Genomic DNA, 25,587 nt, shown 5'->3' on the forward strand with positions numbered 1-25,587 from the left:
TTAAATTTCTTCTAGCGTTATTCTAATTGTTTTATCCTTATCATCTTCTTCAAAATTCAGTACTTTAAATTTTGAGCCAGACATAAAAAGAATTTCTTTTTCATTTTGCCCGCTTTCTATACCAAATTTAGCGATTTTTTCTATTTCTTTTCCTTTTTTAGATTTTATTATGAATAGTGGGGTATTACTGAAACTTAAGGCGATTAATCTAGACTTACTACACGATAAAAAACTTTTTTCTACAATAATAGAGTTGTTTACAAATGCATCATAATATCTTTTTAACTCATAATTGCTACAATGTATTGAACGATAACAAAGTAATTTGTAATCTGGAAGTTTGCTAAGACAGTTGTTTAGATGTTTTCCTAGTTCGGGAATTTTTTCACCATCTCTTAGTTTTTCATTTAAAGACTCAAAGCCATCTTCTGAATAATAATAAATAATGGATTTTTCAAATTCGTTCAATTCTTCTATCGTGATATGTTGTTTGGAACTTTTTATTTCTTGCAATTGCTTAATCAAATTATGCTTAACATATTCTTGTAAGTCCTTGTCCATTTTTTTGTAATGATTATTAGAAATCTATTTTTCTTACGCCCCTCCTTTAATCGTAAATATAAAGTTTATAGATATAAAACATTTATTTTTTACGTTAAAAACTAGCTTTTTTATAACAATCAACAGTTTTGCTGGCCAGTTTTGTCCTCCTAAATACGTAAGAAACTTTTCTAGAAAAAAAACATACCTGTAATCTTTGTCATGTCGACGAAAGAGACATCTCCGCAAGTAACTCCATAAAGTACAGTAACCACGCAGCTTTGTCCTCCTGAGGAACGAAGACACGAGCGATAGCGGACTGGCGAAGATCACACAAGAAACTCCACGAAGTATTTCGACCAACAATTTTCCACCCAGTTTTGTCATTCTGAGGAACGAAGACACGAGCGATAGCGAACTGGCGAAGCAATCACACAAGAAACTCTACAAAGTATGGCACACAATCTTTGTCGATTCCCGAGTGTGGTCCTTCGTTTCTCAGGAGGACAATAACTGGGCGGACATTCTTTAAACATAAAAAAAGCTGTAAAAATTTAATTTTATAGCTTTTTTACTTTGTGTCTTATCGTTGCGAGCACGGATTGCAAATCTACTCTATCGGGACTTAGTGGACATTCATTGATTAATTCCTTTAATGTTAATTCTTCAGAAAGAAACTGTTGTTCTGTGAATATTTTTGAGTGAATTGGCACATTTGAAAATGCCATGCTGAATTTCACGTATTTCTTGTCTCCTTTCTTATTAAGTTTCATTCCTTCTCTTAATAATTTTGATCAAATTGTGACCATAGTGGAGTCAAAAGAAATGACATTTTGCTTTTCCTCTAAATATTTAGCTTGAAATTGGGCAAGACAGCTATTAAAAATTGCTTCAAAATGATCAGGATTAATAGCAACAAGTCTATGTCTTATTAAATTATACTTTACTTCCTTGAAGCTATTATTTGCAATGTTTTTGAAAGCTAAAGAATGATAAAATTCCTCCATTATACGAAGGCTGTTTTCTCGAACATTTAGCATTGAAAACAATAATAACTGAAATATTATTTGACGATCAAGCTTCTTGACTTGATACTCAACTTTATATTCCAATGATAATCTCTCTAATTCAGCCTTAGGGATATAGTTTAGAACTTCGGAAACTTTCATTTTTTTTAGCTCAAAAATAACTATTTTTAAGGTTTCGAACACTTATGATTGCAAATCTGCACGATCTAGTTTTTAATATGTTATTGGTGTTGCGAACAGCTGGGTATAAGGACCGTATATACCTACAGTGCCATTTGCGCTGGCTCCAGATGCAATTGCTATGTTTCCTGTTAAATTAGGTAATGTACTATTATAAGTATTTGTAGCAATAAAGCCCCAAACATATATTCTTTGCGGAGAGCTTATACTAATTGGAATTGTTCCGGTTCCATAACAATTAATAAAATCACTGCCTCCAAGATATAGAGGAGGTATAATGATGGATTTTATGTTTGAGGCATATGTTGGAGGTGTATTTGCGGTGCTTGAAGTTGATAAGAAGAATGACATGAAACCTGTATTTTGGTAACCAGGCTTTACGCACGCAGTTCCGTCCGCAACAAAATACATTGTTGAAGAAACATTCCATTGTCCGGCAGGAAGGTCAATATAGCAGCCTGTGTAAAATATAGGTTTTGTAAAAGTTATAGGTGCTGTAGTTTGAGTTGCGGGAATTACACCTAAAATAGTGTACTGGCTTGCAGGTGCTTTCCATGAAGCTACTCCTTCTCCGTCAGAAGTTAAAATTTTGCCAGCTCCTTGTGTGCCGTCTACAAGTTGAATAGCGCCAGCAGTAGTGCCGTTATTAATTTGAATTTTTGCTGCAGCACCGCCAGGTAATGGAGTAGTAGTATTTAAAAGCAATTGTCCCTCTGAGGTAATACGCATTTTTTCGATATTATTAGTTTTAATAGGCAGATCAAAATTGTCATTTGTTCCAATTGATCTTTCGTTGCCGTTTATGTTTCCGTCCAGTTGCCAGTTTATAGATGAGGTACGGATCCATTGGATTCCGTCATTAATATATTCTCCGGGAGTCACGGCAAACGAACCGCTACCAGAGGAAGCGGTATTATATACCTTCATTCCGGCTATATGTGATGTAAGTGGATAAAAATTATTGGTAGCAGATAAAGCTACTTTTGGCAATAATAGCCCTTTTGCACTTGTGCCATCAGTTCTGTTTAAGTCTAAAACGGCATCTTTATTAGGATTGTTGGTTGATATTCCCACTTGCGCGTTAACACTAATCGATAAGCACCAAAACAAAAGTGCCAGCTTGAAATAAGTTTTCATAAAATTCTAAAAATAATTGTTTGTTACTGTAAATTCCTAATTAAAGGAGTTCTAAAAAATATTTGTTTTTGTTTTTGGAGTGAGGACAACACTACAATGTGAAGTTTTGTTTCCCGAAGTGGTATTTGGAAACGAGAGGTAAATATTGGTGAAGAAGTGCTTATAATTTGTACAGCTGGCTTTCGATAACTTTTAAGGCTTCGTTGTTGAGTCTGATGTATTCGTCTTTTATCATAATGCAGATAATGCCGGTACGATCTCCTCTAATAGATTTTCTGATATAGTCCTGAGAATAGCCATATCGTGCTTGTATAATCTTTATGATATCTTGATTATAACTCGGTTTAGATTTTTCATTCTTGTCCATTGTTTTAATTTGTTTGGTCTTTTAGATTAAGAAATCTAATCTTAAAAACGTTTTACTTATATATCCATAATATTTAGTTTTTCTAACGGTTGCTAATTGGTTTTTAGTTAGTGTTTTAAAAGATTAGTTGTTATTGCCTGAAAAGCCTTGTCGATTTCTTTATAATCGCTTTTTATTTTATCTGCTGTAATACTCAAATTATTTCCGCTTAAACATTGCCGTACATAGACAGTAGTCAGCCCGTATTTTTCAACCAAAGCTTTTATTATTCGCTGGTCGTAAGTATACTTCCTGTTTTTTTTCGTTTCTTTGCTCATTTTCACTATTTGTTTCTTATTGCAAAGGCAAATATATAATCTATTTCCTACCTAGCAAAGAAATATTAGAAAATTTTCTACTAATTTATGAAGGCCATACAAAGATTATATGAATATATTAATTATAAAGGGATAAAACCAAAGCCTTTTGAGAATAAAATTGGCCTTTCGAACGGATACTTGGGGAAACAGCTTAAAAGAAATGCCGATTTGGGAGAAAGTATTCTACTTAGGGTGTTAGAAAATTGCCCAGATTTAAATCCGGTTTGGCTATTACTGGGAAATGAATCGATGTTAAAAGATACCAATAGCGGCAATCCTGTTTCTGAAGAACCAAATATTACGCATAATTTTTCGCTAAAAACAGACAAAACAAAATCAAGACAATCAATACCTTTGTTTGATATACAGGAAACAACTTCGGTAGCTGCTTTGTTTCGAAATCAAGAACAAGAGAAGCCTGTAGATTATATGACCATTCCGAATTTACCCAAATGCGATGGCGCCATCAAGGTAAGTGGCGACAGTATGTATCCTTTGATTAAAGCTGGGGATATAATCTTGTATAAAAAAGTTCAAACTAATATTAATACTATTTTTTGGGGAGAAATGTACCTAGTGTCGATTTTAGATGAGGAGGGAAATGAATTCAATATGATTCGATGGATCCAGAAATCAGAAAAAGGAGAGGACTATCTTAAATTGGTAAGCGAAAACGAAAAACACGAACCCAAGGATCTTCCTATTCAATTTATTAACGGATTGGCAATCATTAAAGCTTCTCTCCGTGTTAATTCTATGTCGTAAATAATGTGTCAATAAGATAATTAGATAATGTGCCAATTAGGTAATTAGATAATGTATATGCGCAATCTATAGAATTTTCTAATTAACACATTATCTAATTATCTAATTTCCACATTTTCTAATTGGCAAATTCCCTAAATTTGCGCCCTATGAAAAAAGCATTCCAACTCTTCGATTTCACTCAGGAAGTAAATTATAAAAACGAAATTTTAGCAGGTTTAACCGTGGCGATGACCATGATTCCAGAATCTTTGTCGTTTGCAATTCTGGCTGGATTTCCGCCTTTGGTTGGTTTGTATGCCGCTTTTATTGCTGGATTGGTAACGGCAATTTTTGGAGGAAGACCCGGTATGATTTCGGGCGGAGCAGGAGCAACAGTAATTGTTTTAATCGCTTTGATGAAATCGCATGGAATAGAATATGTTTTTGCGGCCGTCGCACTTGGCGGTGTGGTGCAAATTTGCATTGGACTTTTTAAACTCGGAAAATTTATTCGATTGGTGCCTCAGCCTGTAATGTTTGGTTTTGTAAACGGATTGGCGGTTGTGATTTTTATGTCGCAGTTAGAACAGTTTAAAACGGTAGTAAACGGGCAAGTTTCTTGGCTTCAGGGAACTCCTTTGTATATTATGCTGGGTTTGGTGGCGCTTACCGTTGCCATTGTTTTGATTTTTCCTAAAATTACAAAAGCAGTTCCGGCATCTTTAGTCGCTATTATGGTAGTTTTTGCTTTAGTGATTATTTTTAATATTGAGACCAAAACGGTAGAAGATATTGCATCAGTTCAAGGCGGATTTCCTCCATTTCATATTCCGAATATTCCATTTTCATTTGAAACTTTAAAACTGATTTTTCCGTATTCGGTAATTGTGGCGGCAGTTGGTTTGACCGAAGGTCTCCTCACACTGAATTTAGTGGATGAAATTACCGGAACCCGTGGCAACAGTAATCGTGAATGCATTGCGCAAGGAGGGTCGAATATTTTAAACGGCTTTTTCTACGGAATGGGAGGTTGTCCAATGATTGCACAGACTTTGGTCAATCTTGGTGCTGGATCAAGAGCGAGGCTTTCGGGAATTATCGCAGCTTTGACTATCTTGATTATTATACTTTTTGGTGCTCCGGTTATTGGAAAATTACCAATGGCGGCATTAGTTGGCGTAATGATGATGGTAGCGATTACCACTTTTGAATGGGCGAGTTTTAAGGTCATCAATAAAATGCCGAAACATGATGTTTTCGTTGGAATTTTAGTAGCTCTTATTACGATTGTATTGCATAATCTGGCTTTGGCGGTTTTGATTGGAGTGATTATTTCGGCTTTGGTTTTTGCCTGGGAAAGTGCCAAAAGAATCCGTGCTCGCCATTATATCGATGAAAACGGGGTCAAACATTATGAAATTTATGGGCCGTTGTTTTTTGGATCCACAACTGCCTTTTTAGAAAAATTTGATGTCCAGAATGATCCCAATCATATTATAATTGATTTCAACGAAAGCCGTGTTTCCGACATGTCAGCCATTGAAGCCTTAAACAATATTACCAAAAAATACAATCAGCTTAATAAAACAGTAGAATTACAACACTTAAGCGCCGACTGCCGACAATTATTAAAAAACGCCGATGCGGTTATTAATGTAAATGTTATTGATGATCCAACTTATAAAGTGATGAGTTAGGAATTTTAATTGCTGAAATTCCAAATTCCAAATGCGATGACAAACCCGACAGGTTTTTGAAACCTCTCGGGTTTAGTTCTCTATAATTGATTCAGTTTTGTCAGGTTGAGCAATCCCGAGACTTCTGGACTGTGTTTTGTTGTTTTTGTTTCTCATGCCAGTTTTCTGTAGAGACGCACCGCAGTGCGTCTTATTCGTAACATAACCACAATGTTTGATATTCCAGAATCTAGATTTACTATATAAACCCGACAGGTTTTGAAACCTCTCGGGTTTAGCTCTCTATAATTGATTCAATTTTGTCAGGCTGAGCAATCCCGAGACTTCTGGACTGTGTTTTGTTGTTTTTGTTTCTCATGCCAGTTTTTTGTAGAGACGCACCGCAGTGCGTCTTATTCGTAACATAACCACAATGTTTGATATTCCAGAATCTAGATTTACTATAGTAAACCCGACAGGTTTTTGAAACCTGTCGGGTTTAGTTCTCTATAATTGATTCAGTTTTGTCAGGCTGAGCAATCCCGAGACTTCTGGACTGTGTTTTGTTGTTTTTGTTTCTCATGCCAGTTTTTTGTAGAGACGCACCGCAGTGCGTCTTATTCGTAACATAACCACAATGTTTGATATTCCAGAATCTAGATTTACTATAGTAAACCCGACAGGTTTTTGAAACCTGTCGGGTTTAGCTCTCTATAATTGAATCAGTTTTGTCAGGTTGGGCAATCCTGAGACTTCGGGACAAGCCCGCGTACCAATTGGAGCGCCCTTCGACTCCGCTTAGGGTGACAATCAAGACAACGATTAGAAATATTTAAATTCCTGACAAAAATAATCTGTGGCCAATCGTTGCGCATAAGACGCACTGCGGTGCGTCTCTATAGATATACCTTGTGATTTTGGTGTAATTTTCACATCATAATAAAGAAAGATAATTTGTTTAAATTCGTGAATTGCTTCGCCCGTTCGCTATCGCTCGGGTCGTGGCGAAAAACTAAAGATTGATTTTTGTAACTTTGTAAAATGAAACTAACAGAAACTTTAGAAGATTTTTACACTGTAAAAATAAAAGGGATGCCCGAAAATCTTAAAAAAGAGATCGGACATTTTAATGTTTTTAAGCTGGATGATTATATTGGGAGCACTTGTAATCCTTTGCCTTATACGCGAAAAGACTTTTACAAAATCAGTTTAATCATTGGGAAAAACAAAGTGCATTATGCGGATAAAGTTGTTGCAATCGAAGATCAGGCTTTGTTCTTTGCCAATCCGCAGATTCCTTACAGCTGGGAACATATTGATGAAAACCAGACGGGATTTTTCTGCATTTTTACAGATGCTTTTTTTAGTCAGTTTGGGAATCTAAAAGAATATCCATTATTCCAGCCCGGTGGTAATCCTGTTGTTCCAATATCTTCAGAATTAGCAGAATCTTTAAAAACGGTCTATTTAAAAATGCTGGAAGAAATTAATTCAGATTACGCTTTTAAATATGATGTGCTTCGAAATCTAGTTTTTGAAATAATTCATCTTGCCTTGAAAACGCAGACCGTAACTGCTTCATTATACAGTAAATCGAATGCGACGATTCGGGTTTCTTCTTTGTTTTTAGAATTGTTAGAAAGACAATTTCCAATTGAATCCATTTCACAGCAAATTAATTTCCGTTCGCCTTCAGAATTTGCCAATCAGTTAAATGTACATGTCAATCATTTGAATAAGGCTTTAAAAGAAACAACTGGAAAAACAACTTCACAGATTATTTCAGAAAGAATTGTGCAGGAAGCAATGATTTTGTTGAAACAAACCAATTGGAATATTAATGAAATTGCGTGGTGTTTAGGTTTTGAAGAATTGTCTCATTTCATCAATTTCTTTAAAAAGAATGTTCAGGTTTCTCCTAAAACCTATCGTCTGACAGAAATTGTTTGATTTTTGCAGCTTCTTGTTTGATTGCTTCAATATTGTAGAAGTACTTCGCTACTACCTTTGTCCTGTATTAAAACTTAAAAAATTAAATCATGGACAATAAAAAAGTTTGGTTTATCACAGGTGCTTCAAAAGGACTTGGATTAGAATTGGCTAAAAAACTACTGGCAGAAGGATATAAAGTAGCTGCAACTTCTAGAAATGAAGAAGCTTTGACAAAGGTTTTAGGAAATACTTCGGATAGCTTTCTTCCTTTAGAAATGGATTTGGTAGATGAAAAAAGCGTTAAAAATGCTATCGATAAGACCATCAATCATTTTAAAACAATTGATGTTTTAGTAAATAATGCTGGTTATGGTTTGTTGGGTGCATTAGAAGAACTAACCGATGTGGAATCAAGAAAAAACTACGAAGTAAATGTTTTCGGATTGTTGAATGTAATCAGAAATACAATGCCGATTCTTCGTGCTAATAAAACGGGACATATTTTTAATATTTCTTCTGTTGGAGGTTATTATGGAGAATTTCCGGGTTGGGGAATTTACTGCTCCACAAAATTTGCTGTTGCTGGTTTAACAGAGTCTTTGGCCGCAGAAGTAAAATCGTTTGGAGTTCATGCAACAATCGTTTATCCAGGTTATTTTAGAACTGATTTCTTAAAAGACAGTTCGTTGTTATTGCCTCAAAATCCAATTGCAGATTATAAAGAAGTAAGGCAATCTGAAAGTGCTCATAAAGATGATATCAACGAAAATCAACCGGGAGATCCTGTAAAATTAGCAGAAGCGTTGATTAAAGCAAGCGAAGATCAAAATCCGCCACTCCATTTGTTTTTAGGAGAAGATGCTTATAATATGGCAAACCAAAAAATAGCAAGCGTTCAGGCGGAATTGGAAAAATGGAAAGCAGTTTCTGTTTCAACAGCGCTTTAATTAATAAATTCCAATAGCTGAAATCCAAATTCCAAATGCAATGATAAACCCGACAGGTTTAGAAACCTGTCGGGTTTGGTTCTCTATAATTGATTCGGTTTTGTCAGGCTGAGCGAAGTCGAAGCCCGCGTGCCAATTGGAGCGCCCTTCTCCCGAAGCCTCGGGGTCGCTCAGGGTGACATTCAATCCCTTGGCAAATTTTCTAATTGCCAGATTATCTAATTAACGAAGCATCGATTTTACATCGCTAAACTTTCCGTCAATTTCTCCCATTTGCAAGTCTAAAATATGAGCGATTAAAGGGTAAACAGAAACATTTTGAAAAGTAGGGACAGTTTTATCTACTTTGAAAGCAGGACCTTTGGCGTAAAAAATTGCATGCATGTCTTTTTCATTATTATCATAGCCATGCGTTCCACCTTTTATATGAGTACTTTCTTTGCTTACTAGACTCCATCCTTTGTCAGCTTCGACAACAAAGTCGTGTACTCTAGGATTGGTTCCATAATGCAGTCTTTTTGGGACTTCAGTGGATTTCCAGAACTTAATATGAGGCACTTTTTTTAAAGCATTGGCAATAGAATCTTGAAATCCAGCTTTTGCCTGTAGGCTCATAATCGGATTAACAACATCTTTATAGCCAAGCCATTCGGGTTTTAAATAATCTAAAACGGCTACTTTTTTATCATTACTTATATTGGCCATTCCGTGATCAGAAACAATAATTAAATTGATTTGTTTTCCGATTGGTAATTGATCCAGTCTTCGAGATAATTCTCCCATAATTGAATCCATTTTAGTTACCGCTTTTTTAGTTTCTGGCGAAAGCGGACCAAAATTATGACCAGAATGATCAGGTTCATCAAAATATAGGGTAACCAGATGAGGTCTTTGTTTTTCTGGTAATTCCAACCATTTTAAAACCGTATCGATTCTGGCTCCATATGGAATTTTACCATCATAATTTTTAAAATAACTTGGATTTCTTTTATCAATATCGGATCCTGGCCAAAAGAAGGAAGCTGTTTTTACACCTTGTTGTTCAGCTAAATTCCAAATAGGATTTCCGCCATAAAAGCGAGAATCATTTTTTGCCTTGCTTGATAATGAAAATGCTTGGTCTAAAGAAGCATCATAAAAAACATTATTGATGATTCCATGATGATCTGGATAAAGTCCCGTTACGATTGAATAGTGATTGGGAAATGTTTTGCTCGGATAAGAAGGTTTCATTGATTTGGCATGAACGCCTTCTTTGGAGATTTGTTTTAAGTTCGGAAGATTATACATTTTACCGTAATCCCAGCGAAATCCATCCATAGAAACTAGAACAACATAATTGTCTTTGCTGTTTTGGGCTTGTAAAATAAATGAAATTGCGAAGAAAAATAGAGATAGGAGCGCAGTAAAATATTTTTTCATTTTTTGAATTTGTTATAACTGCAAAGGTAGAGATAACAGATTTTTTAAAGAAAAAGAGAATGTTAAATAAAAAACATAGCCATGACTCGACCGAAGGAAATAGCCACGAATTCACGAATTATTTTTTTCTAATCTTTGTGTAAAAAAGAGTTGTGATAGATTACACAGACTAAAAGGATTCTATTTCATACGGACTATATAAAATTCAAATTAATCTGCTTAAATCACTGAAATCTGCGTAAAAAAAACTTTACAGTGTCTAAGTAAAAAGAATCCTTTTAGTCTGTGTAATCTGTGGCTAAAAAAAAGCGCCAGATAAGAAATCCGACGCTTTTAAGTTTTAAGAAGAGGATGAATTACATCATTCCTGGCATTCCACCTCCCATTGGCATTCCGCCTCCGGCATTTTCTTCTTTAATATCGATTAATGCACATTCTGTAGTAAGGATCATTCCAGAAACAGATGCAGCGTTTTCAAGAGCTACACGAGTTACTTTTTTAGGATCGATAATACCAGCAGAAAGCATGTCTACATATTCGTCAGTTTTTGCGTTGTATCCGAAATCACCTTTTCCTTCAGAAACTTTAGCTACAACAACAGATCCTTCAAGACCAGCGTTTTCAACAATAGTTCTTAATGGAGCTTCAACAGCGCGAGAAACGATTTGGATTCCTGTAGCTTCGTCAGCGTTGTCAGCTTTTAAGTCAGCTAAAGCGATTTTAGCTCTTAATAAAGCAACACCACCACCAGCAACGATTCCTTCTTCTACAGCAGCGCGAGTTGCGTGTAAAGCATCATCCACTCTGTCTTTTTTCTCTTTCATCTCCACTTCAGAAGCTGCACCAACGTAAAGAACCGCAACACCTCCAGCTAATTTAGCCAAACGCTCTTGTAATTTTTCTTTATCATAATCAGATGTAGTAGTTTCCATCTGGCCTTTAATTTGGTTTACTCTGTTTTTGATGATATCAGCTTCGCCAGCACCGCTTACGATAGTTGTATTGTCTTTATCGATAGAAACTCTTTTTGCGTTTCCTAACATTTCGATAGTTGTATTTTCAAGAGTATAACCTCTTTCTTCAGAAATTACAGTTCCACCAGTCAAGATTGCGATATCTTCTAACATTGCTTTTCTTCTGTCTCCGAAACCTGGAGCTTTTACAGCAGCAATTTTAAGAGCACCTCTTAATTTGTTTACTACTAAAGTAGAAAGAGCTTCTCCGTCAACATCTTCAGCAATAATCAACAATGGTTTTCCTGATTGTGCAACTGGCTCTAAAACTGGAAGTAATTCTTTTAAAGAAGAAACTTTTTTGTCGTATAATAAGATGTATGGAGAGTCTAGTTCCACTTCCATTTTCTCTGGATTTGTTACGAAGTAAGGAGAAAGGTATCCTCTGTCAAACTGCATTCCTTCAACAACGTCAACAAAAGTATCAGTTCCTTTAGCTTCTTCAACAGTGATAACACCTTCTTTTCCAACTTTAGCGAAAGCTGTAGCAATTAATTCACCAATAACTTCGTCATTGTTTGCAGAAATAGCCGCAATTTGTTTGATTTTATCTGAATCGCTTCCAACTACTTTAGCTTGTTTTGCTAAATCAGCTACGATCGTTTCAACAGCTTTGTCGATACCACGTTTTAAATCCATTGGATTCGCACCTGCAGCAACGTTTTTAAGACCTTCTTTTACGATAGCCTGAGCTAAAACTGTAGCAGTTGTAGTTCCGTCTCCAGCTAAATCATTGGTTTTAGAAGCCACTTCTTTCACCATTTGCGCACCCATATTTTCTAATGCGTCTTTTAATTCGATTTCTTTTGCAACAGAAACACCATCTTTAGTAACAGTTGGTCCACCAAATGATTTTCCGATAATTACGTTACGACCTTTTGGTCCAAGAGTTACTTTTACAGCGTTTGCTAATGCATCAACACCACGTTTTAAGCCGTCACGTGCTTCAATATCAAATTTTATATCTTTTGCCATTTTAATTTTTTGTTTAAAGTTTGATTTGTTTCAAGTTAAATGAAGTTCTAATTTTTTACTACTCCGTACTTAATACAATATTTTTAGATAATCGCTAAAATATCATCCTCACGCATGATTAGGTAATCAGTGCCTTCTAGTTTTAACTCTGTTCCTGCATATTTACCGTAAAGAACAGTGTCTCCAACTTTTACAGTCATAGTATGATCTTTAGTTCCGTTTCCTACTGCTACAACAGTTCCTTTTTGAGGTTTCTCTTTGGCAGTATCTGGAATAAAAATACCTGAGGCAGTTTTGGTTTCAGCTGCAACAGGCTCAATAAGTACGCGGTCTGAAAGCGGTTTAATGTTTAAAGCCATGATTTTATATTTATTAATAAGTTATACGTTTTTTTCTGTTCTATAAACTTTCAGAAATTGTGCCATGCTGGAAAAACTGACATTTTTTCTTAAAAAAAATGCCAGCTTTGACAGGCTGGCATTAGATTTTTATATTGAGCTAAAATTATTTAGTAGCTGGAGCTGCAGGAGCAGGTGTATTTCCTTGTGCTGGAGCTGCTGGTACATTTGCAGGAGCTTCAGTTTTTTCAATAAGTTTAGAATCTGTATCGCTTAAAGCTCCAGAGAAACTTAAGCTAGAAAGTAAAATTAGCACAATTAAAACAGTAGCTAAAGTCCAAGTACTTTTATCTAAAAAGTCAGTTGTTTTTTGTACTCCACCTAACATCTGCGTTCCGCTGATAGTAGAAGACAATCCGCCTCCTTTAGGATTTTGTACCATGATAACTACGATCAATAGAAAACAAACTATTGTAATTAAAACTAAAAAAATTGAAAATGTGCTCATTACTTAATTATTGTTATTGTTATTTTGTTGTAAAATCTTTATATCCGATATGCGGTCTGCAAAGAAAGTAATTTTTTCTGGATATTTCAAAATTAATATTTCATATGCCTGAATTGCCTTTGTATATTTCTTTTGTTCCAGATAAACTCTAGCCAAAGTCTCGGTCATCAAGTATGAATTATCCTCTGGAGGGCTTTCAATTGGAATAATCGGAGTACTATTTCCAGGTTTAATTGGAGAAATTTTCGGATTATTTTCGATAAATTTATCGATTATGCTAGCCTTTTTTTGTCTTTCTTCTTCTTGTTGCGCTCTTTCTGCAGCTTCTTTTGCCGCTTTTTCTTCGGGAGAAAGGTCATTTGAACGATCAATTGGTTCTGTTCTAGATAATTGAAGCCATTCTTGGAAAGAGTGTTTTTCTCTTAGCGAAAAATCTAAAGGTTTTCCAATTTCCAAATGTTCTGCAGCTGTTTTTGCAGGTTCAGCGGTTTCTTCTTCAATTTCTTCTTCAATTTCTTCTTCAGCCTCTTCAATAATTTCTTCCTGAACTTGTTCTACCGCTTCTTGTTCAATGATTTTCTCTTGAACATCCTCTTTAATTTCGACTTTAGGAATTACTGTCTCTGCTTCTTTAATAGAAGAAAGAATCGATCTTTCAAGTGGATTTAACTTAGGTTCAGGAATTATCATTTCTTCTATAACACCTTCTTCATCGTCTTCTTCAACAGCATTTGAAAAGGGTTGTTCAATAACAGGCTCGATTTTAGGCTCTTCTGTAATTGCTGGTTTGTCAGGAATCACAGTTTCTGCTTCTTTAATTGAGCTTAAAATCGAATTTTCAATACGGTCAAATTTTGGTTCTTCCTCAATTTCTTTTGTTGTTTCTGATACAGAAGGAGTTTCGGAAACTTTTATAGAACTTAAAATAGAATTTTCAATACGGTCAATTTTAGGTTCTTCAGCTTTTGGCTCTTCTGGTTTTTCTGATTCTGTATCTATAAAGGAAGGGATTTCAGTTTCTTCCATAGATTCGATTGTTTCAGAAGTCACAGTTTCTATAGTCTCCGAAATGCTAATCGGATCTATTTTCTTTTCTTCTTCAATTACAGGTTTTTCAAAAGTTACAGTCTGAGCTTCTTTAATAGTCATAAAAATAGATGGGTCTATTTCTGGAAGCGTTTTAGGTTTTTCTTCGATTACCGGTTTCTCAAAAGTAATGGTCTGAGCTTCTTTAATAGCCAGAAAAATAGAAGGGTCTATTTCGGGAATTATCTTCGTTTCTGTAGTAATTACTGGTTCTTCAATTTTTACAGGTTCTTCTGCTTTAATTGGTTCTTCCGTTTTTATAGATTCCTCTATTTTTACAGTTTGCTGTGTAGCTGTTGTTTGAACTTCATTTGCATCTGAAACAGTTTCTTCTTCTGGATTATTTTTTTCGAGCGCTTTTTTAATTTGCTCTGGAGAAATTATTTCGCTGTCGAAAACCGTAATTTCAAGAAGGTCTCTTAATTTTTGTTCGTAAAAATCATTTTGAACAGAGGTAAAGGCTTCAGAAGTAATAAAATCAAATAGAACAGAACGATCTGAAGTATGTGCTGCCGTAACTTTTAAAGCATAATTATACTTAAAACTGTTTTGGTTGTAAAGTCCTTTTAATCTTAGTGCGCGTGCACTTTGAAAATAGGGGAATTCATTCAAAACACTTCCTAATGCATCCGCCTGCTTTTCTGTAATAGCATCTGGTTTGTTCATTAAGTAGGTATAATCGGTAACGTTCATTTTTTTTGTTTAATCGTTTAACTGCTTAGTTCTTTAATTGTTTTTGAAAATCGATTAGGATTAACCGACTCCATAAATTAATATTTTACCATTTAGCCAATGACTCATTAAAGATGTCCTGCGTGATTCTTTCGAAAATTGTTTTAAGAGCATCATTTAATACTGCTCCAGTTGGAAGATCTTGTCCTGGGAAATCATAGTAGAATTCGAAAGGTTTTTCGAAATCATCTGTTTCCTTTTTCTTATTCATGAATCTAACATTAATACGAATTGACAAACGGTTCTGAGCTGCTCCAACATCACCATTTGATCCTACAGCTGTTGCAGTCATTGGAGTGATTCTGTAGTCTACAATTTCTCCTTCGTAAGTTAAATCACCATTGACACTCACTAGGTTTAGGTTGGTCTGATTCATAATCAAATCCTGTAAAGCCAATGTGAATGTTCTGTCTATTCCAGGTTCTACCAAGTCTGCATTGTTTTGGAAAAAGTTAACCTGAAAGGTTTTGGCATCGATTTTTCCAGTTCCTGTAAAGTTATATTTTATAGTACAGCCACTCAGCATGAAAAGGCTTAACAATGCAAAAAGAGAATATATTTTTTTCATAATGTTTATTGGTCAAATTCCAATTTTTGAAATTGCTGCGCCCGTTCGCTATCGCTCGGGTTCAAAATCCAAATTTCGCCAAATATAGTCATTTGGTATTTGGAATTTTAGCATTGAGGTTTATTATAGATCGAATTGTTTGATTTTGCGATATAACGTTCTTTCAGAAATACCTAATTCGTCTGCTGCCGCTTTTCGTTTTCCTTTGTTTTTTTCTAATGATTTTTTGATCATTTCGATTTCTTTTTGTTCCAAACGTAAAACTTCTTCTTCCTCTATAGTTTCGGCAAACAAATAGTTGTCATCTTGTATTTGGTAGCTGTCTTCACGAACGGCTGGTGTTGTCATTACTGCAGTTCTTGGTTCTTCTTCAAAATCAATTTCGCTGTCAGTTTCCTGATTTCCGTATATTTTCTGAATTAAATTCGGATTGATATCCTGTACTTTAGAAGTGCCGTTTTTCATTAATTCTAAAGTCAGCTTCTTCAAATCATTCAAGTCGCTTTTCATATCAAAAAGGACTTTGTACAAGATGTCTCTTTCTGTGCTAAAATCGCTTTCTTTTTTACTGTCGTTAATAACAGAAGGCAGATTGCTTCCTTCGGCTGGCAGGTAAGATTGTAGAGTTGCCAGACTAATATCTCGATTGGTTTCTAAAACAGAAATTTGTTCCGCTACATTTCGAAGCTGACGGATGTTTCCGCTCCATCTGAATTTCTGTAATAATTGTATAGCATCATCGTCCAGACGTAAAGGAGGCATTTTATATTTATGTGCAAAATCGGCTACAAATTTTCTAAATAACAAATGGATGTCATCATTTCGCTCCCTTAAAGGAGGTAAAGTGATTTCGACCGTGCTTAGACGATAGTACAAATCCTCACGGAATTTACCTTTTTCGATAGCATTAAACAGGTTCACGTTTGTTGCCGCAACAATACGAACATTTGTTTTTTGAACTTGTGAAGATCCTACTTTTATAAATTCGCCATTTTCTAGAACACGTAATAATCTCACCTGAGTTGTTAATGGTAATTCACCAACTTCGTCCAAAAAGATAGTACCGCCGTCAGCTACTTCAAAATAACCTTCACGAGTGCTTGTTGCACCTGTAAAAGCACCTTTTTCGTGTCCGAAAAGTTCACTATCAATAGTTCCTTCCGGAATTGCACCGCAGTTTACAGCAATATATTTACCATGCTTTCTGTGCGAAAGCGAATGTATAATTCTTGGAATATTTTCTTTACCAACACCACTTTCCCCAGTTACCATAACCGAAATATCAGTTGGAGCAACCTGAATGGCTTTTTCGATAGCACGATTTAATTTTGGATCATTACCAATAATCTCAAATCGCTGTTTTATTGCTTGAACTGTTTCCATTTATATTTTTTTTCTTTTGCCACGAATTCCACAAATTTCCACAAATTTTTTTCGAAATTGGGCTAATGAATAACTCTTTTATGTTGTAATGACTTTTTACTAAAGTTAACAATAATTCCTAAATCACTATCTGCCAGTTTTAAATAATTGATTGTTTGAGCAGTATATTCATCAATGATGTCTTTTGACGCTTTGATTTCTAAAATAATTTCATCGTAGACAACAAAATCAGCATAGAATTTATGTGCTAGAACAATGTCTTTGTATTGAATATTATATTCCTTTTCACGTTCAAACGGAATGTTGTGCTTTCTAAATTCATATTCGAGGGCATCTTTATAAACAATTTCCAAAAGTCCGCCACCCAATATCCTGTGAACTTCCATGCAAATTCCAACAATTTATAGCACTCTTCTTTTCTGTATAATTCCATATTTGTTTTTTAAAACAAATCTATAGAAATTTTTGAAAGAAAATTCGTGGAAATTTGTGGAATTCGTGGCAAAAAAAATTAATTCATGCTACTAAGTCCTACAGCTTCACCTTTCAAAGTTCCAGAAGTACAGCTTGTGATTTTTACATTTACGAAATCTCCAATTTTGTAATTTTCTTTTGGGAAAACTACTGTAATGCTTTGAGAATTTCTTCCTGAAAATTCGTCTTTAGATTTCTTAGAAACTTTTTCTACTAAAACTTCAACTGTTTTTCCAACAAATTCTTCGCTTCTAAACCAAGCGTGTTTTTGCTGTAAATCGACAATTTCTTGTAATCTTCTGGCTTTGGTCTCTTCCTCAACATCATCTTTCATTTTTCTTCCGGCCAAAGTTCCAGGACGCTCAGAATACGAATACATATAGCCGAAATTATATTTTACATATTCCATTAAACTCAAAGTATCTTGATGGTCTTCTTCAGTTTCAGTTGGGAAACCGGCAATCATATCCTGCGAAATCGAAGCATCGGGAACAATCGCTCTAATCTTATCAATCAAAGCCATATATTCTTCACGAGAGTGCAAACGATTCATTTCTTTTAGAATTCTGTTGCTTCCAGACTGAACAGGCAAGTGAATATGTTTACAGATATTTGGATATTTCGCAATAACATGCAAAATGCTCTCATGCATATCCTGCGGATTTGAAGTAGAAAATCGAATACGCATTTTAGGAAAACCAACAGCAACCATTTCAAGCAATTGATCGAAATCTACTGCAGTTGCTTTTTGCATTTCAGAAGCGTTTACAAAATCTTTTTTCAATCCGCCACCGTACCAAAGATAACTGTCAACGTTTTGTCCTAAAAGAGTTACTTCTTTATAACCATTATTCCACAAATCCTGAATTTCGTTCATAATACTCTGTGGTTCACGGCTACGTTCACGACCGCGTGTAAAAGGGACAACGCAGAAAGTACACATATTATCGCAACCGCGAGTAATCGAAACCAAAGCTGTGATTCCGTTGCTCATTAATCGAACTGGCGAAATATCTCCGTAAGTTTCTTCTTTTGATAAGATTACATTAATGGCGTCGCGTCCTTCTTCAACTTCTGCCAATAAATTTGGAAGATCTTTGTAAGCATCAGGACCAACAACAAGATCAACTATTTTTTCTTCTTCCAAAAACTGACTTTTCAAACGTTCCGCCATACAGCCCAAAACGCCCACTTTCATTTTCGGATTGGTACGTTTTACAGCATTATATTTTTCCAAACGTTTACGAATAGTCTGTTCAGCTTTGTCACGAATAGAACAGGTGTTCACCAAAACCAAATCGGCTTCTTCAAGAACTGAAGTTGTGTTATATCCGCCGTCAGACAAAATGGAAGCTACGACTTCACTGTCCGAAAAATTCATCGCACAGCCGTAACTTTCTATAAAAAGTTTTTTAGTATTCTCAGGTTTATTTTCCAAAACAAGACTTTCGCCTTGTTTGCTTTCTTCAATAATCTTTTCCATTGTAAAAATTCAAAGTGCAAAGATAGGGTAATTGAAACGAATATGACAAGATGTCAGATAAAGAATTAACAATGTTTTGAGAATTATTAATAGAGCATTCATTTGCAGACTTTAGTGAGGAAAAAATATAAAGAGAAATTCATAATTAACAATTCGCAATTTAGAATTATCAGGAGCTATTTCCAGCTTTCCACTCCAAGTCCTCATAAAAAAAGCAAAGTTTCTAATGTTATAAAAAGAGCTTCCGTTGGTCGCTTTTTTAAAACAAGAAACTTTTGCTTTTTTTTACTCCGGGCTTTCCGCTACAATCTGGGCTAGGAAATTCGATTTCATAAGAAAACTTAATTAGAGTAAATTGAATCTAGACTTTAAGAAATGTTTTTTTACAATTTAAAGTTTTAGCTCTGAAATTTAAAATTAAAAGGGATTTCTTGGCTAAAAATCACTAAAAGTTATACCTATATATATTATAGAGATTATTACAGATAAATCTGCAATTTTAAGTTTCATAATATCAAAATACTTCAAAAATGCATTCGTAAGGTTAATATTTAAAAAAAATAAATACTTTTGTTGCAGAAAAATAGAGCAATGGCAAAGAATTTAGTAATAGTGGAGTCACCTGCAAAGGCGAAAACAATCGAGAAATTCCTCGGTAACGATTTTCAGGTGGAGTCAAGTTATGGTCACATAGCCGACTTACCATCGAAGGAAATAGGTGTAGATGTAGAAAATGGTTTTAAACCTAAATATGAAGTTTCCCCAGATAAAAAAGCCCTGGTTACTAAACTGAAAACACTTTCTAAGAATGCCGAAACGGTTTGGTTGGCATCCGATGAGGACCGCGAGGGAGAGGCTATTTCATGGCACTTGGCGGAAGAACTAAAGCTGGATACAAAAAAGACTAAACGTATTGTTTTTCATGAGATTACAAAATCTGCGATTCTTAAAGCAATCGATAATCCAAGAGAAATTGATTATAACTTAGTAAATGCGCAACAGGCACGTCGTGTTCTGGATCGTTTAGTAGGTTACGAATTGTCTCCTGTTTTATGGAGAAAAATCAAAGGGGGACTTTCTGCTGGTCGTGTACAATCTGTTTCTGTACGTTTAATTGTGGAGAGAGAACGCGAAATACAAAGCTTTAATGCAGTTGCAACGTATTCTATTGTTGCGGAATTTGTAAACGAAGCTGGAAAAGCTTTCAAAGCAAAACTGCCAAAAAACTTTAATACTAAAAAAGAAGCCGAAGATTTCTTAAATCAAAATATCGGTTCTAAATATAAGGTAGCCGATTTAGAAACTAAACCTACCAAAAAATCTCCAACAGCACCTTTTACAACTTCGACACTTCAACAGGAAGCTGCGAGAAAATTGTATTTGCCAGTTGGAATCACAATGCAGTTGGCACAGCGTCTTTACGAAGCGGGACTTATTACTTATATGAGAACCGATTCTGTGAATCTTTCTAAAGAAGCAATGGATGCTGCACAGGCAGAAATCATTAAATCTTACGGAAAAGAATTTTCTAAACCGAGAGTTTTTGCTAATAAAAACAAAGGAGCTCAAGAAGCGCACGAAGCAATTCGTCCAACAGATATGTCTCGTCATACAGTAAATATCGATCGTGACCAAGCTCGTTTATACGATTTGATCTGGAAAAGAACTTTAGCTTCACAAATGAGCGATGCACAGTTGGAAAGAACAAACGTAAAAATTGAAGCAGATAATCATGATGAAGTTTTTACAGCTTCTGGAGAAGTATTGCTTTTTGAAGGTTTCTTAAAAGTGTACTTAGAAGGTCATGATGATGATGAGGAAGAGCAAGAAGGAATGCTTCCAGCTTTAAAAGTAAACGAAAAACTGGCTAATAACTATATTACAGCCACAGAACGATATTCAAGACCGCCTGCACGTTACACTGAGGCGTCTTTAGTTAAAAAACTTGAAGAACTTGGAATTGGTCGTCCTTCGACTTATGCGCCAACTATTTCTACAATTATCAATAGAAATTATGTTGAAAAAGGAACACTTGAAGGTGTAGAGCGTAATTACACACAGCTTACTTTGCAAAATAATAAAGTAGGGGAGAAAGTTCTGAAAGAAAATACAGGTTCTGATAAAGGAAAATTGGTTCCAACAGATATCGGAACTATTGTAACTGATTTCTTGGTGAAGAATTTCGGTAACATTTTAGATTACAATTTCACTGCAAAAGTAGAGCAGGATTTTGACGAAATTGCCGAAGGAAATATTGACTGGGCAAAAATGATGCAGGATTTCTATAATCAGTTTCATCCAAATGTAAAAGAAGTTGAGGCAAATGCGGAACGTGAAAGCGGTGAAAGAATCTTAGGAAAAGATGCCGACGGAAGACAGGTTTCGGTTCGTTTAGGAAAATTTGGACCAATGGCTCAAATTGGAGAAGCTGATGATGAAGATAAAAAATTTGCCAGCTTAATGGCAGACCAAAATATAGGAAACATTACCTTGGAAGAAGCTTTAAATTTATTTTTGCTTCCAAAAAGTTTAGGAGAATATAAAGGAGAAGAAGTAGAAGTAAATAACGGTCGTTACGGTCCTTATGTTCGTCACGGAAGTGTTTTTATCTCGTTGCCGAGAGGAGAAGATCCTTTGAATGTTTCTAAAGAAAGAGCTCAGGAATTAATTGACGAAAAAGCACTTGCTGATGCTCCGATTGCTGTTTATAAAGGAGAAGCTGTTCAAAAAGGAGTGGGGCGTTTTGGACCATTCATTAAATGGAACGGACTTTTTGTGAATGTGAGCAAAAAATACAATTTCGACAATTTATCGCAAGCAGATGTTGAAGAACTGATTGAAGATAAACTTCAGAAAAACATCGATAAGGTTATCCATAACTGGGAAGAAGAAGGAATTGTAGTTGAAAAAGCCCGTTGGGGACGTTCTGTGATTCTGAAAGGTAAAGTCAAAATTGAATTGAGTAAAGATGTTGATGCTTCAAAATTAACATTGACAGAAGTTCAAGAAATGATTGCGGCTAAAATCCCAGCAAAAAAAACGCCTGCAAAGAAAACTGCAGCTAAAACAACAACGGCTAAAAAAGCTCCAGCTAAAAAAACAGCTGCTAAAAAGAAATAAGTATAGATGGAATTTGATTTTCTAGAACCAGTTAATGATGCAATTATAAAATTCGTCAGCGCACTGTCTTCACAAGAACTTGGAAGTAAAGTTGTTTTTCATACCCAAGATCAGTTTCCTGATATTGATCAGATTAATATTGCCGTAATTGGTGTTTTAGAAGATCGTACAAATATCAATATGGTTAACGAAGTTAATCTTTCAGCAGTTCGTAAAAAGCTGTATAGTATGTTTCCAGGCAACTGGGATGCTTCAATTGCAGACTTAGGTGATATACTTGCAGGTGATTCTATAGAAGATACCTATTTTGCGGTAAAAAAGGTTGTAGCTTCTTTAATCAAGAAAAAAGTTATTCCTATAGTCCTAGGAGGTTCTCAGGATTTGACCTATGCCTTATATCGTGCTTACGATGATCTGGAGCAGATGGTTAATCTGGTAGCTGTAGATAATAAATTTGATTTTGGAAAAGAAAATGAATCAGTTTCAGCCAATTCTTATTTGACAAAAATCATTATAGATGAGCCTAATAACTTGTTTAATTACTGTAATATTGGGTATCAAACCTATTATAATTCACAGGAAGAAATTGATCTAATCGAAAAATTATTCTTTGATGCTTATCGTTTAGGTGAAATTTCAAATAAAATTACTTTAGCGGAGCCAGTTTTTAGAGATGCAGATTTAGTTAGTTTTGATTTGAATTCTGTAAAATCTTCAGCTTCAGGAAACAATGTGACTTTTGAGCCTAACGGATTCAATGGCAAAGAAATCTGTGCTTTGTCAAGATATGCGGGAATCAGTGATAAAGTTTCGGCATTTGGGGTGTTTAATCATAACAGTACAATGGCTGAAGCGGTAATTATTGCTCAGATTGTCTGGTATTTTATTGAAGGTTATCATTATCGTTCCAAAGAGTATCCTTTTGGAAGCCGTGCTAATTATTTGAAATATATTGTTCCTTTAGAAGAGGAGGAATTGATTTTTTATAAGAGTGATAAAACGGATCGTTGGTGGATTGAAATTCCATTTCAGTCAAACGGTCACAATAAGTTGAAAAGAAATACGTTATTACCCTGTTCTTATGAAGAATATTTGGCTGCTTGCAACCAAGAACTGCCAGAAAGATGGTGGAAAGCACAGCGAAAAAATGCTTTATAAGATTAAAACTTAAGGTAAATCTTAGGTTTTTGAAAACGATAGGAAAAAGTTAAATTTAATTAGTAGGAAAATAATTATATAGCATAAAAATTAACGTTTTACATCGATTTTTTGTCACAGTTTATCGATAAAATATTTTTTTTTTATTTTATTTAACATTATTTTTGAACGGTAAAATAAATTCGCAAGTAGTATTGTTTTTTAGATAAATAATAAATACGTTTACGGACTTTTAATAATGAATAGATAATCCCAAATTTATATGAAGAAGTTTATTGCATTTGCAGCAATGTTAACACTGGTAATCGGCTGTGGTAAGTCAGGTGACAAAGGTGAATTAGTTGGTGTTACAGGAGGGAAATGGCATCCCGAGAAGCCTTATGGAATGACATTAGTTCCGGGTGGATCTTTTATTATGGGTAAATCAGATGCTGATTTAGCTAACGTAGAAGACGCTCCGACTAAAACGGTAACTGTTCGTTCGTTTTACATGGATGAAACTGAAATTACTAACAGTGAGTATCGTCAGTTTGTAGAGTGGGTAAAAGATTCTACAATGAGAGTTCGTTTAGCGATTTTAGCTGATGAAACAGGACAAAAAGCTACTGATGGTAAAGGAAAAAAAGGCGGAAGTATTGCTGACTACGCATTTAATGATTCTGATCCAGAAAAAATGACAGCTTATGATAAGTATATGTACGATAACTACTATAGTGTAGGTACAAAAGACGATCCGTATGCTGGAAGAAAATTAAACAGAAAAGTTAAATTAATTAAAGATACAAAAGCATATCCAGACGAGTATTATACTGAAGTAATGGATTCTATGTATTTGCCAATTGAAGAATCATATAATGGTTTAAGAACAATTGACGTAAATAAATTGAAATTCCGTTATTCTTGGATGGATATTCAAGCTGCTGCAAAAGCTAAAGTTGGAAAAAGAAGTGATTTCGTAAAAACAGAACAGGTAAACGTTTATCCTGATACAGCTGTTTGGATTAAAGATTTCGCTTATTCATACAACGAACCAATGCATAACGATTATTTCTGGCACAAAGCTTATGGGGATTATCCTGTAGTGGGTGTTACTTGGAAACAAGCTAAAGCATTCTGTGCTTGGAGAACTTTATACAAAAATAGTTATATCAAATCTAAGAAAAAAGGTCGTGACTTGGTTAACTCTTTCAGATTGCCAACTGAAGCAGAATGGGAATATGCTGCTAGAGGAGGTCTGGAGTCTGCAACTTACCCTTGGGGAGGTCCTTATACTAAAAGTGACAGAGGTTGTTTCTTAGCAAACTTCAAACCAAGTAGAGGAGATTATGCTGCTGACGAAGCTTTATATACTGTAGAAGCTAAATCATACGAAGTTAACGGTTATGGATTATACAACATGGCAGGTAACGTTTCAGAATGGACTGACTCTGCTTACAATCCAAACGCTTACGAATATGTTTCTACAATGAATCCAAACGTAATTGATGGTAAAAATCAAAGAAAAGTGGTTCGTGGAGGTTCTTGGAAAGACGTTGCTTATTTCCTACAAGTAAGTACTCGTGACCACGAATATGCTGATTCAGCTAGAAGTTATATCGGATTCAGAACTGTACAAGATTACATGGGGACTCAGTCAACTGGTAACGGAAGTAAAAGAAAGTAATTTATAATTTTATCAATATCCAACAAATCTATTTTAAACCTAAAAAAAAAGTATTATGGCATTATTAAGTAAAAAAGCAATGAATTTCGCTTATGGTATGGGAGCGGCAGTGGTAATCGTTGGAGCTTTATTCAAAATTACTCACTTTGAGATTGGACCATTAACAGGAACAGTTATGCTTTCAGTGGGATTGTTGACTGAAGCGTTGATTTTTGCGCTTTCTGCTTTCGAACCTGTTGAAGACGAGTTAGATTGGACTCTTGTTTACCCTGAATTAGCAAATGGACAAGCTAGAAAAAAAGCTGATAAAGTTGAAACTCCAACAGACGCTCAAGGATTACTATCTCAAAAATTAGATACATTATTAAAAGAAGCTAAAATTGACGGTGAATTAATGTCAAGTTTAGGAAATAGCATCAAAAACTTCGAATCTGCTGCTAAAGGAATTGCTCCAACTGTAGATTCAATTGCAGGTCAAAAGAAATATTCTGATGAATTAGCTTTAGCTGCTTCTCAAATGGAATCATTAAATGGTTTATATAAAGTACAGTTAGAAAGCGCTTCTAGAAACGCTGAAGCTAACAAAGAAATCGCTGAAAATGCTTCTAAATTAAAAGAGCAAATGGCTTCTATGACTGCAAACATTGCTTCTTTAAACAGTGTTTACGGTGGTATGCTTTCTGCAATGAGTAACAAAGGATAATTAGTTTTTAACTAATATTAAATTTATTAATAAAAGAACTAATTAGAA

General features: G+C 35.0%; 22 protein-coding genes. 8 read left to right on the forward strand and 14 right to left on the reverse strand.

Going from position 1 to position 25,587, the window contains the following annotated elements:
- The 5 genes from BM289_RS09075 to BM289_RS09105 form a co-directional block, all read right to left on the reverse strand.
- Complete coding sequence (locus BM289_RS09075; RefSeq protein ID WP_091492609.1) at positions 1–561, reverse strand: ADP-ribosyltransferase; 561 nt, start codon at positions 559–561, stop codon at positions 1–3.
- Between the two features lie 773 nt (positions 562–1,334).
- Complete coding sequence (locus BM289_RS09090) at positions 1,335–1,709, reverse strand: DUF4372 domain-containing protein (RefSeq protein ID WP_143102058.1); 375 nt, start codon at positions 1,707–1,709, stop codon at positions 1,335–1,337.
- 72 nt (positions 1,710–1,781) lie between these two features.
- On the reverse strand, positions 1,782–2,885 hold the full coding sequence (locus tag BM289_RS09095) for a hypothetical protein (protein WP_091492616.1): 1,104 nt from the start codon (positions 2,883–2,885) through the stop codon (positions 1,782–1,784).
- Positions 2,886–3,045: 160 nt separating this feature from the next.
- Entirely contained in the window at positions 3,046–3,252 is a 207-nt protein-coding gene (locus BM289_RS09100) for a hypothetical protein (RefSeq protein ID WP_091492618.1), read from the reverse strand.
- A 107-nt stretch (positions 3,253–3,359) separates the two neighbouring features.
- A complete protein-coding gene (locus tag BM289_RS09105) occupies positions 3,360–3,569 on the reverse strand; it encodes a hypothetical protein (RefSeq protein WP_091492619.1) in 210 nt (69 codons plus the stop codon).
- Positions 3,570–3,656: 87 nt separating this feature from the next.
- On the opposite strand from BM289_RS09105, the gene BM289_RS09110 reads away from it, so the two are divergent.
- The 4 genes from BM289_RS09110 (at position 3,657) to BM289_RS09125 (ending at position 8,913) form a co-directional block, all read left to right on the forward strand.
- A complete protein-coding gene (locus BM289_RS09110) occupies positions 3,657–4,376 on the forward strand; it encodes a S24 family peptidase (protein WP_091492621.1) in 720 nt (239 codons plus the stop codon).
- Between the two features lie 149 nt (positions 4,377–4,525).
- Positions 4,526–6,055, forward strand: a complete 1,530-nt coding sequence (locus BM289_RS09115) for a SulP family inorganic anion transporter (RefSeq protein WP_091492623.1) — start codon at positions 4,526–4,528, stop codon at positions 6,053–6,055.
- Between the two features lie 1,020 nt (positions 6,056–7,075).
- The gene (locus BM289_RS09120) at positions 7,076–7,984 is read left to right on the forward strand and encodes a helix-turn-helix domain-containing protein (RefSeq protein ID WP_091492625.1); all 909 of its coding nucleotides are present in this window, start codon (positions 7,076–7,078) and stop codon (positions 7,982–7,984) included.
- Between the two features lie 89 nt (positions 7,985–8,073).
- Positions 8,074–8,913: an oxidoreductase gene (locus BM289_RS09125; RefSeq protein WP_091492626.1), complete on the forward strand. Its 840-nt coding sequence runs from the start codon at positions 8,074–8,076 to the stop codon at positions 8,911–8,913.
- A gap of 222 nt (positions 8,914–9,135) precedes the next feature.
- Here the strand turns inward: BM289_RS09125 and BM289_RS09135 are convergent, their stop codons facing one another.
- The 9 genes from BM289_RS09135 to miaB all read right to left on the reverse strand — a co-directional run bounded on the left by BM289_RS09135 (position 9,136) and on the right by miaB (position 18,895).
- Positions 9,136–10,335 carry an alkaline phosphatase family protein gene (locus tag BM289_RS09135; RefSeq protein WP_091492629.1) on the reverse strand — a complete coding sequence of 400 codons (1,200 nt, stop codon included), beginning with the start codon at positions 10,333–10,335 and terminating at the stop codon, positions 9,136–9,138.
- A gap of 356 nt (positions 10,336–10,691) precedes the next feature.
- Positions 10,692–12,323 (reverse strand): chaperonin GroEL, encoded by a 1,632-nt coding sequence (gene groL, locus BM289_RS09140; protein WP_091492631.1) that lies wholly within the window; start codon positions 12,321–12,323, stop codon positions 10,692–10,694.
- A gap of 83 nt (positions 12,324–12,406) precedes the next feature.
- Positions 12,407–12,682, reverse strand: coding sequence for a co-chaperone GroES (locus BM289_RS09145; RefSeq protein WP_008467105.1), 276 nt, complete (start codon positions 12,680–12,682; stop codon positions 12,407–12,409).
- Between the two features lie 145 nt (positions 12,683–12,827).
- A complete protein-coding gene (gene secG / locus BM289_RS09150) occupies positions 12,828–13,169 on the reverse strand; it encodes a preprotein translocase subunit SecG (RefSeq protein ID WP_091492632.1) in 342 nt (113 codons plus the stop codon).
- A 3-nt stretch (positions 13,170–13,172) separates the two neighbouring features.
- On the reverse strand, positions 13,173–14,948 hold the full coding sequence (locus BM289_RS09155) for a tetratricopeptide repeat protein (RefSeq protein WP_091492634.1): 1,776 nt from the start codon (positions 14,946–14,948) through the stop codon (positions 13,173–13,175).
- A gap of 85 nt (positions 14,949–15,033) precedes the next feature.
- Entirely contained in the window at positions 15,034–15,555 is a 522-nt protein-coding gene (locus BM289_RS09160; protein ID WP_091492636.1) for an LptE family protein, read from the reverse strand.
- Between the two features lie 123 nt (positions 15,556–15,678).
- Positions 15,679–16,938 (reverse strand): sigma-54 interaction domain-containing protein, encoded by a 1,260-nt coding sequence (locus BM289_RS09165; RefSeq protein ID WP_091492637.1) that lies wholly within the window; start codon positions 16,936–16,938, stop codon positions 15,679–15,681.
- 62 nt (positions 16,939–17,000) lie between these two features.
- A complete protein-coding gene (locus BM289_RS09170; RefSeq protein WP_143102059.1) occupies positions 17,001–17,324 on the reverse strand; it encodes a GxxExxY protein in 324 nt (107 codons plus the stop codon).
- Between the two features lie 125 nt (positions 17,325–17,449).
- Positions 17,450–18,895: a tRNA (N6-isopentenyl adenosine(37)-C2)-methylthiotransferase MiaB gene (gene miaB, locus BM289_RS09175; RefSeq protein WP_091492639.1), complete on the reverse strand. Its 1,446-nt coding sequence runs from the start codon at positions 18,893–18,895 to the stop codon at positions 17,450–17,452.
- Between the two features lie 591 nt (positions 18,896–19,486).
- On the opposite strand from miaB, the gene topA reads away from it, so the two are divergent.
- From topA to porL, 4 genes are all read left to right on the forward strand, one after another.
- On the forward strand, positions 19,487–22,015 hold the full coding sequence (gene topA, locus BM289_RS09180; RefSeq protein ID WP_091492641.1) for a type I DNA topoisomerase: 2,529 nt from the start codon (positions 19,487–19,489) through the stop codon (positions 22,013–22,015).
- Positions 22,016–22,021: 6 nt separating this feature from the next.
- A complete protein-coding gene (locus BM289_RS09185; protein ID WP_091492642.1) occupies positions 22,022–23,173 on the forward strand; it encodes a formimidoylglutamase in 1,152 nt (383 codons plus the stop codon).
- A 262-nt stretch (positions 23,174–23,435) separates the two neighbouring features.
- Positions 23,436–24,836: a T9SS ring complex lipoprotein PorK/GldK gene (gene porK, locus BM289_RS09190; protein ID WP_091492644.1), complete on the forward strand. Its 1,401-nt coding sequence runs from the start codon at positions 23,436–23,438 to the stop codon at positions 24,834–24,836.
- A gap of 55 nt (positions 24,837–24,891) precedes the next feature.
- The gene (gene porL, locus BM289_RS09195; protein WP_091492645.1) at positions 24,892–25,539 is read left to right on the forward strand and encodes a type IX secretion system motor protein PorL/GldL; all 648 of its coding nucleotides are present in this window, start codon (positions 24,892–24,894) and stop codon (positions 25,537–25,539) included.
- Positions 25,540–25,587 lie beyond the last annotated feature (48 nt).

Origin of the sequence: Flavobacterium phragmitis (genome assembly GCF_900112575.1) — a bacterium.
GTDB classification, from domain to species: domain Bacteria; phylum Bacteroidota; class Bacteroidia; order Flavobacteriales; family Flavobacteriaceae; genus Flavobacterium; species Flavobacterium phragmitis.

Excerpts from the sequence above, each read along its gene's own strand:
- BM289_RS09075 (WP_091492609.1), bottom strand. The coding sequence starts at position 561 with ATGGACAAGGACTTACAAGAATATGTTAAGCATAATTTGATTAAGCAA.
- BM289_RS09090 (WP_143102058.1), bottom strand. The coding sequence starts at position 1,709 with ATGAAAGTTTCCGAAGTTCTAAACTATATCCCTAAGGCTGAATTAGAG.
- BM289_RS09095 (WP_091492616.1), bottom strand. The coding sequence starts at position 2,885 with ATGAAAACTTATTTCAAGCTGGCACTTTTGTTTTGGTGCTTATCGATT.
- BM289_RS09100 (WP_091492618.1), bottom strand. The coding sequence starts at position 3,252 with ATGGACAAGAATGAAAAATCTAAACCGAGTTATAATCAAGATATCATA.
- BM289_RS09105 (WP_091492619.1), bottom strand. The coding sequence starts at position 3,569 with ATGAGCAAAGAAACGAAAAAAAACAGGAAGTATACTTACGACCAGCGA.
- BM289_RS09110 (WP_091492621.1), top strand. The coding sequence starts at position 3,657 with ATGAAGGCCATACAAAGATTATATGAATATATTAATTATAAAGGGATA.
- BM289_RS09115 (WP_091492623.1), top strand. The coding sequence starts at position 4,526 with ATGAAAAAAGCATTCCAACTCTTCGATTTCACTCAGGAAGTAAATTAT.
- BM289_RS09120 (WP_091492625.1), top strand. The coding sequence starts at position 7,076 with ATGAAACTAACAGAAACTTTAGAAGATTTTTACACTGTAAAAATAAAA.
- BM289_RS09125 (WP_091492626.1), top strand. The coding sequence starts at position 8,074 with ATGGACAATAAAAAAGTTTGGTTTATCACAGGTGCTTCAAAAGGACTT.
- BM289_RS09135 (WP_091492629.1), bottom strand. The coding sequence starts at position 10,335 with ATGAAAAAATATTTTACTGCGCTCCTATCTCTATTTTTCTTCGCAATT.
- groL (WP_091492631.1), bottom strand. The coding sequence starts at position 12,323 with ATGGCAAAAGATATAAAATTTGATATTGAAGCACGTGACGGCTTAAAA.
- BM289_RS09145 (WP_008467105.1), bottom strand. The coding sequence starts at position 12,682 with ATGGCTTTAAACATTAAACCGCTTTCAGACCGCGTACTTATTGAGCCT.
- secG (WP_091492632.1), bottom strand. The coding sequence starts at position 13,169 with ATGAGCACATTTTCAATTTTTTTAGTTTTAATTACAATAGTTTGTTTT.
- BM289_RS09155 (WP_091492634.1), bottom strand. The coding sequence starts at position 14,948 with ATGAACGTTACCGATTATACCTACTTAATGAACAAACCAGATGCTATT.
- BM289_RS09160 (WP_091492636.1), bottom strand. The coding sequence starts at position 15,555 with ATGAAAAAAATATATTCTCTTTTTGCATTGTTAAGCCTTTTCATGCTG.
- BM289_RS09165 (WP_091492637.1), bottom strand. The coding sequence starts at position 16,938 with ATGGAAACAGTTCAAGCAATAAAACAGCGATTTGAGATTATTGGTAAT.
- BM289_RS09170 (WP_143102059.1), bottom strand. The coding sequence starts at position 17,324 with ATGGAAGTTCACAGGATATTGGGTGGCGGACTTTTGGAAATTGTTTAT.
- miaB (WP_091492639.1), bottom strand. The coding sequence starts at position 18,895 with ATGGAAAAGATTATTGAAGAAAGCAAACAAGGCGAAAGTCTTGTTTTG.
- topA (WP_091492641.1), top strand. The coding sequence starts at position 19,487 with ATGGCAAAGAATTTAGTAATAGTGGAGTCACCTGCAAAGGCGAAAACA.
- BM289_RS09185 (WP_091492642.1), top strand. The coding sequence starts at position 22,022 with ATGGAATTTGATTTTCTAGAACCAGTTAATGATGCAATTATAAAATTC.
- porK (WP_091492644.1), top strand. The coding sequence starts at position 23,436 with ATGAAGAAGTTTATTGCATTTGCAGCAATGTTAACACTGGTAATCGGC.
- porL (WP_091492645.1), top strand. The coding sequence starts at position 24,892 with ATGGCATTATTAAGTAAAAAAGCAATGAATTTCGCTTATGGTATGGGA.